This is a genomic window from Stenotrophomonas sp. HMWF023 (assembly GCF_003060985.1).
Taxonomy (GTDB): Bacteria; Pseudomonadota; Gammaproteobacteria; order Xanthomonadales; family Xanthomonadaceae; genus Stenotrophomonas; species Stenotrophomonas lactitubi.
Map to the genome: position 1 here is coordinate 30,754 of NZ_QAIJ01000133.1, position 5,471 is coordinate 36,224.

Annotated in this window: 5 protein-coding genes; 3 read left to right on the forward strand and 2 right to left on the reverse strand. The window is 67.7% G+C overall.

Going from position 1 to position 5,471, the window contains the following annotated elements; genetic code table 11:
* Window positions 1–389: 389 nt before the first annotated feature.
* Both xseA and queG read right to left on the reverse strand, forming a co-directional pair.
* The gene (gene xseA / locus DBR20_RS07180; RefSeq protein ID WP_108265696.1) at window positions 390–1,730 is read right to left on the reverse strand and encodes an exodeoxyribonuclease VII large subunit; all 1,341 of its coding nucleotides are present in this window, start codon (window positions 1,728–1,730) and stop codon (window positions 390–392) included.
* A gap of 45 nt (window positions 1,731–1,775) precedes the next feature.
* Window positions 1,776–2,846 (reverse strand): tRNA epoxyqueuosine(34) reductase QueG, encoded by a 1,071-nt coding sequence (gene queG, locus DBR20_RS07185; protein WP_100460780.1) that lies wholly within the window; start codon window positions 2,844–2,846, stop codon window positions 1,776–1,778.
* A 23-nt stretch (window positions 2,847–2,869) separates the two neighbouring features.
* Between queG and DBR20_RS07190 the strand changes: the two genes are divergently transcribed.
* The 3 genes from DBR20_RS07190 to DBR20_RS07200 all read left to right on the forward strand — a co-directional run.
* The gene (locus tag DBR20_RS07190) at window positions 2,870–4,354 is read left to right on the forward strand and encodes an NAD(P)H-hydrate dehydratase (protein ID WP_108265697.1); all 1,485 of its coding nucleotides are present in this window, start codon (window positions 2,870–2,872) and stop codon (window positions 4,352–4,354) included.
* Entirely contained in the window at window positions 4,351–4,833 is a 483-nt protein-coding gene (tsaE, locus tag DBR20_RS07195; RefSeq protein ID WP_108265698.1) for a tRNA (adenosine(37)-N6)-threonylcarbamoyltransferase complex ATPase subunit type 1 TsaE, read from the forward strand. Before DBR20_RS07190 ends, tsaE begins: the two co-directional genes overlap by 4 nt.
* Window positions 4,834–4,915: 82 nt before the next feature.
* A partial coding sequence (locus DBR20_RS07200) for an AMIN domain-containing protein (protein WP_146186967.1) occupies window positions 4,916–5,471 on the forward strand: 556 nt, incomplete at its 3' end.

Consider the following 5,471-nt stretch of genomic DNA (forward strand, 5'->3'; position numbering starts at 1 on the left):
ACGATCTGTTGGAATGGCATTGCCTGCTCTTGGTGGATGTCGACCTTGGTCGACACGTAGATCCACGCCATGCGTGGATGCTTTTCGATTTCAATTCGAAATATTCGATTTCGATGGAGATTCATCCACGCATGGCATGGATGGGCCAACCGTCACCGGGAAACTGTCGAAGGTGGGGCGGTGTCGGATTGCGGGGTGTCCGCGGCATGGATGCCGCGGCCAAGCCCCCATGGATGGGTTCACGGCGTCCCCGCAATCCGACACCGCCCCGCCAAGCCCACAGACAATCCAGAGCCGGCCGTTGCATTTGCCGTTGCTGTTGCTGTTGCCTTGCCTTGGCTTGGCTTGAAGCCTCTGCAGGTGCAGGGCGCAGCCCTGCCGAACAACCCTTACTTGACTGCCGTCACCTGGACATCGATCACGCCGTCGCCGACGCGGGCCTGCAGTGCGTCACCCGGTTGCACCTGCTCGACCCGACGCACCAGCGCGCCGTCGTCTGCACGGGTCACGATGCTGTAGCCACGGGCGACGGTCGCCAGCGGACTGACGGCTTCCAGCGAACGTGCAAGGCCACGCAGGCGCAGTGCATCACGTTGCAGCAGTCGCTGCAGCGCCGCTTGCGGGCGCCCGCCCAGCGCGGCAAGGCGACGTCGCAGTGCCTCCATCTGCCGTTGCGGATGATGACCTCGCAACACTGCGGCGGCGTGGCGCAGGCGGGCCGCGCGACGCTCCTGTTGCTGGTTGTGCGCCGCATGCAGTCGACGCCCGAGGTCCAGCTGGCGTCGGCGCAGCAGATCCAGCCGTGCCTGCGGGCTCTGTGCATTCAAACGCAGCAGGGCACGATCGGCGCGCTGCATGGCCTGCTGCAGGGCGTGGCGTTGCAGCTGCACCATGCGTGCCGCGTTGCGGCGCAGGCGCAGGGCCAGGTCGCGCTGATCGGGTACCAGCAGTTCTGCGGCCACCGATGGCGTCGGTGCGCGCAGGTCAGCGGCAAAATCGCTGAGACTGAAGTCGGTTTCGTGACCCACCGCCGATACAACGGGCGTGCGGCTGGCGGCGATTGCACGGGCCAGGGCTTCATCGTTGAACGCCCACAGGTCTTCCAGTGAGCCACCGCCGCGGGTCAGCAGGATCACGTCGTAGCGGCCGCTGGCATCGGCGGCCTGCAGCAGGCGGGTGATCTGCGCGGCAGCGGTCGCGCCCTGTACCAGGGTCGGCAGCAGATCCACTTCCAGCAACGGGAAGCGGCGGCCGAGCACGCTCAGCACATCGCGCACGGCGGCACCGGTGGGCGAGGTGATCACCGCCAGGCGCTGCACATGGGCCGGCATCGGCCGCTTGCGCGCCGGGTCGAACAGACCCTCGGCCTCCAGCCGCGCCTTCAGTTCCTCGAACGCGCGGCGCAGTGCACCTTCGCCGGCTTCCTCCATGTGGTCCAGCACCATCTGGTACTCGCCCCGGGCGTCGTACAGGGTCACCTTGCCGCGCACCAGCACGCGCATGCCCTCGCGCGGCACGAACTTCAGGTACTGCGCCTTCATCCTGAACATCGCAGCGCGCAACTGTGCACGCGCGTCCTTCAGGGTGAAGTACAGATGGCCGGACGCCGGGCGCGCCACGCTGCCCAGTTCGGCTTCGACCCAGATCGCAGGGAAGCTGCCTTCCAGCAGGTCGCGGGCGAGGGTGTTGAGCTGGCTGGGGGTGAAGACGTCGTTGTTGCGTGGCTGCATGGTTACGGCGTGGGGCAGATGGAGCAGGGGCCTCAGGATCGCACGTCAGCGCAGGCCGTGCTGGCCCAGTGCCCATTGCACGTGTTCGCGGACCACGGGTGAAGCATCCTCGGCGCGTGTCTGCAGTGCCGACAGCGTCTCTGCCGTGGTCGACGCATTGCCCAGCGCCACGGCGATGTTGCGCAGCCAGCGCTCGTGGCCGCTGCGGCGGATCGGGCTGCCTTCGGTACGGCGCAGGAATTCAGCTTCGTCCCACGCGAACAACTGGTCCAGGCGCGCGGTGTCCAGGTTATTGCGCGCGCGGAAGTCGGCCTCGTCGGTGCGCTTGGCGAACTTGTTCCAGGGGCAGACCAGCTGGCAGTCGTCGCAGCCATAGATGCGGTTGCCGATCAGTGGTCGCATCTCCACGGGGATCGCGCCGTCATGCTCGATGGTCAGGTAGGAAATGCAGCGGCGCGCATCCAGGCGCTGCGGGCCGGTGATGGCCTGGGTCGGGCAGACGTCGATGCAACGGGTGCAGGTGCCGCAGTGGGCGCTGGCCGGCGTATCAATCGGCAGCGGGATATCGATGTAGATCTCGCCGATGAAGAACCACGAGCCGCCGTGGCGGTCGATCAGGCAGGTGTGCTTGCCGATCCAGCCCAGTCCCGCGTTGCGTGCCAGTGCGCGCTCCAGCACCGGCGCCGAGTCGACGAACACGCGGTAGCCCAGCGGCGCCACCTCATCGTTGATCTGCGTGGCCAGCTTCTGCAGGCGGTTGCGCATCAGCTTGTGGTAATCGCGGCCGAGCGCGTAGCGCGCCACATAGGCGCGACCCGGATCTGCCAACGTGGCCCAGGCCTCGGTGTCATCCTTGTGGCTGTAGTCCATGCCCACCGAGATCACCCGCACCGTGCCGGGCAGCAGCTCTGCCGGGCGAGCGCGCAGGGTGCCATGGCGGGCCATCCAGTCCATCGTGCCGTACAGGCCCTGGCCCAGCCAGTCGGCCAGGTGCGCCTCATCCTCGCCCAGTTCGATGCCGGCGATACCGCAGCGCTGGAAGCCATGCGCACGCGCGAGGTCGCGGATGCGCTGTACGGCCAGGGCCGGATCGAGGGGGGCAGGGACGGGGGACATGTGCACCAGTATAAAATCCCTGCATGGCCAACCTTGCCGATCTGTTCGATTCCCGTGCCGCACGCATGCTCGATGCCCAGGCCTCCACGCTGGCGGGCGATGGTGGCTGGGGCCTGATGGCCCAGGCGGGACAGGCGGCCTGGCAATGCCTGCTGCAGCAATGGCCACAGGCGCGGCGGATCGGCGTGGTTGTTGGCAGCGGCAACAATGGCGGCGATGGTTACGTGCTGGCCCGCCATGCGCTGCAGGCGGGGCTGCAGGTTCAGGTGGTCGCGCTGCCGGGCAGCCCGTCTTCCACGCCATTGGCGCAGCGCGCCGCAACGGATTTCAGGTCCGCCGGGGGAACCGTCGCTGATTTCAACGGCGAACTGGCCCAGGCCGATGTATGGGTTGACGCCCTGTTCGGCCTCGGCTTCGCCCGCGCACCAAGCAGTGCGGCGCAGGCCTTGATCGAGGCGATGAACGCGCAGCGGGCACCGGTGTTGGCGCTGGATGTGCCCAGCGGTGTCGATGCCGACCGTGGCTGCGTGCCGGGCGTAGCCGTGCGCGCAGCCCTGACCTTGCAGTTCATCGTCGCCCATCGTGGCCTGTACACCGGCGACGCGCTGGAATACACCGGGCGCAGACAGCTGGCACCGCTGACGCTGCCCGACGAGGCCTGGCAGGGTGTAGTTGCCGCTGCAGAGTGCTGGACGCAGTCGCGCCTGCCGGATCTGCTGCCGCCGCGCCGTGCCAACAGCCACAAGGGTGATTCCGGCCATGTGCTGTGCGTGGGCGGCAACCATGGCGGCGGTGGTGCCATCGCCATGGCCGCCGAAGCCGCGCTGCGTGCTGGCGCAGGTCTGTTGAGCATCGGTACGCGTCAGGATCATGTCGGCCCGCTGCTGGCCAGGTTGCCTGAGGCGATGACGCATGCGCTGGAAGATGGCGCTGCGCTGCCCGCACTGCTGGCAAAAGCCAAGGTCGTGGCGATCGGCCCTGGCCTGGGCCAGGACGAATGGGCGCGCGCGTTGTATGCGCGTGTCCTGCAGTCGGGCCTGCCACTGGTGATCGACGCCGATGCGCTGAACCTGCTGGCGCAGGATGCGCATGCGCTGGCCGATGCGATCCTGACCCCGCACCCCGGCGAAGCCGCGCGCTTGCTGGAAACCACCACGGCGGCCATCCAGGCTGATCGCTACGGCAGTGCGCAGGCGCTGGCCGAGCGCTATCACGCGGTGGTGGTGCTGAAGGGCGCTGGCAGCATCGTCGCCGCGCCCGGCCACGCACCTCGACTGATTGCTGCCGGCAACCCGGGAATGGCGGTAGGTGGCATGGGTGACCTGTTGACCGGCATCATCGCCAGCCTGCGCGCGCAGGGCCTGTCTGCATTCGATGCGGCGGCCGGCGGTGCGCTGCTGCATGCCCTGGCGGGTGATGTCGTCGCTGCCGACGGTGCGCGCGGCCTGCTTCCCACTGATCTGCTGGCGCCCCTGCGGCGGCTGGCCAACCCGGAATGTTCCCGATGACCGAATTCTTCCTTGCTGACAGCGACGCCACCGAACTGCTGGGGCAATGGCTGGCAGCCACCCGTCCAGCGCAGGCGCTGGTCGAACTGCGCGGCGATCTTGGCGCCGGCAAATCGACCACGGCACGCGCGCTGCTGCGGGCGCTTGGCGTGCAGGGCGCAATCCGCAGCCCCACTTACACGCTGGTCGAGCGCTATCCGTTGTCCAGTGGCGGCGAAGCCTGGCACCTGGACCTGTATCGCATCGGCCAGGCCGGCGAGCTGGATTTCCTTGGGCTGGACGAAGGCAGCGCCGTGCTGTGGCTGGTCGAATGGCCCGAGCGCGGTGCCGGTGCACTGCCGCCCACCGATCTGGTGGTCGCGCTGGAGATTGAAGGGCAGGGGCGCCGCGTGCGTCTCACTGGCATCAGCGACGCGGGACGTGAATGGCTGTCGCGGCTTCCCGAAGGTGGCGACTTGCAGGCCCTTTCTGTCGGCTGACGAGAACAAACACCGGCAGGTTACGGATTATTAAGGAAAAAGGTGTTGCATTCCGTTCAGTGCGGTGATTGAATCCTGAGTCATGCGCCCGGGGAATCGACTCATTGCCATCTGTGCCGCCGTCGGACTTGGTCTGGCGAGCGTCAGTGCGTGGGCCGGTGAGGTCCGTCAGGTACTGCTGAATACCGGTTCTACCGGAACCCGTGCGGAAATCGCATTGGTCGGCAGTGGCGGCTACAAGACCCTGTCGCTGGCCGGTCCGAACCGGCTGGTGGTCGATTTCCCCGATTCCAGCGCGGTGCGCAACCTGAAGATGCCCTCGCCGCAGGGCGTGGTCACGGCGGTGCGCACCGGACAGCCGGTGCCGGGAACATTCCGTGTCGTATTCGACCTGGCCGAGACGGTCGCACCCTTCCGCCCGCAGATGCAGCGTGAAGGCAATGAATCCAAGCTGGTGATCGAGTGGCCGGGCGATGGTCCGGCGGTGGCTGCCAGCCGACCAGCGGTGACGCCTGCGCCGACGCAACTGCCCGCAGCATCTTCGGTGAGTCCGGCTGCCATCCCGACCCCGACCCCAGCACAGACCGCACAGTCCCGTGGTGATGCCGCGCGGGCCACCGCGCTGTTGACCGCACAGG

Excerpts from the sequence above, each read along its gene's own strand:
- xseA (WP_108265696.1), bottom strand. The coding sequence starts at position 1,730 with ATGCAGCCACGCAACAACGACGTCTTCACCCCCAGCCAGCTCAACACC.
- queG (WP_100460780.1), bottom strand. The coding sequence starts at position 2,846 with ATGTCCCCCGTCCCTGCCCCCCTCGATCCGGCCCTGGCCGTACAGCGC.
- DBR20_RS07190 (WP_108265697.1), top strand. The coding sequence starts at position 2,870 with ATGGCCAACCTTGCCGATCTGTTCGATTCCCGTGCCGCACGCATGCTC.
- tsaE (WP_108265698.1), top strand. The coding sequence starts at position 4,351 with ATGACCGAATTCTTCCTTGCTGACAGCGACGCCACCGAACTGCTGGGG.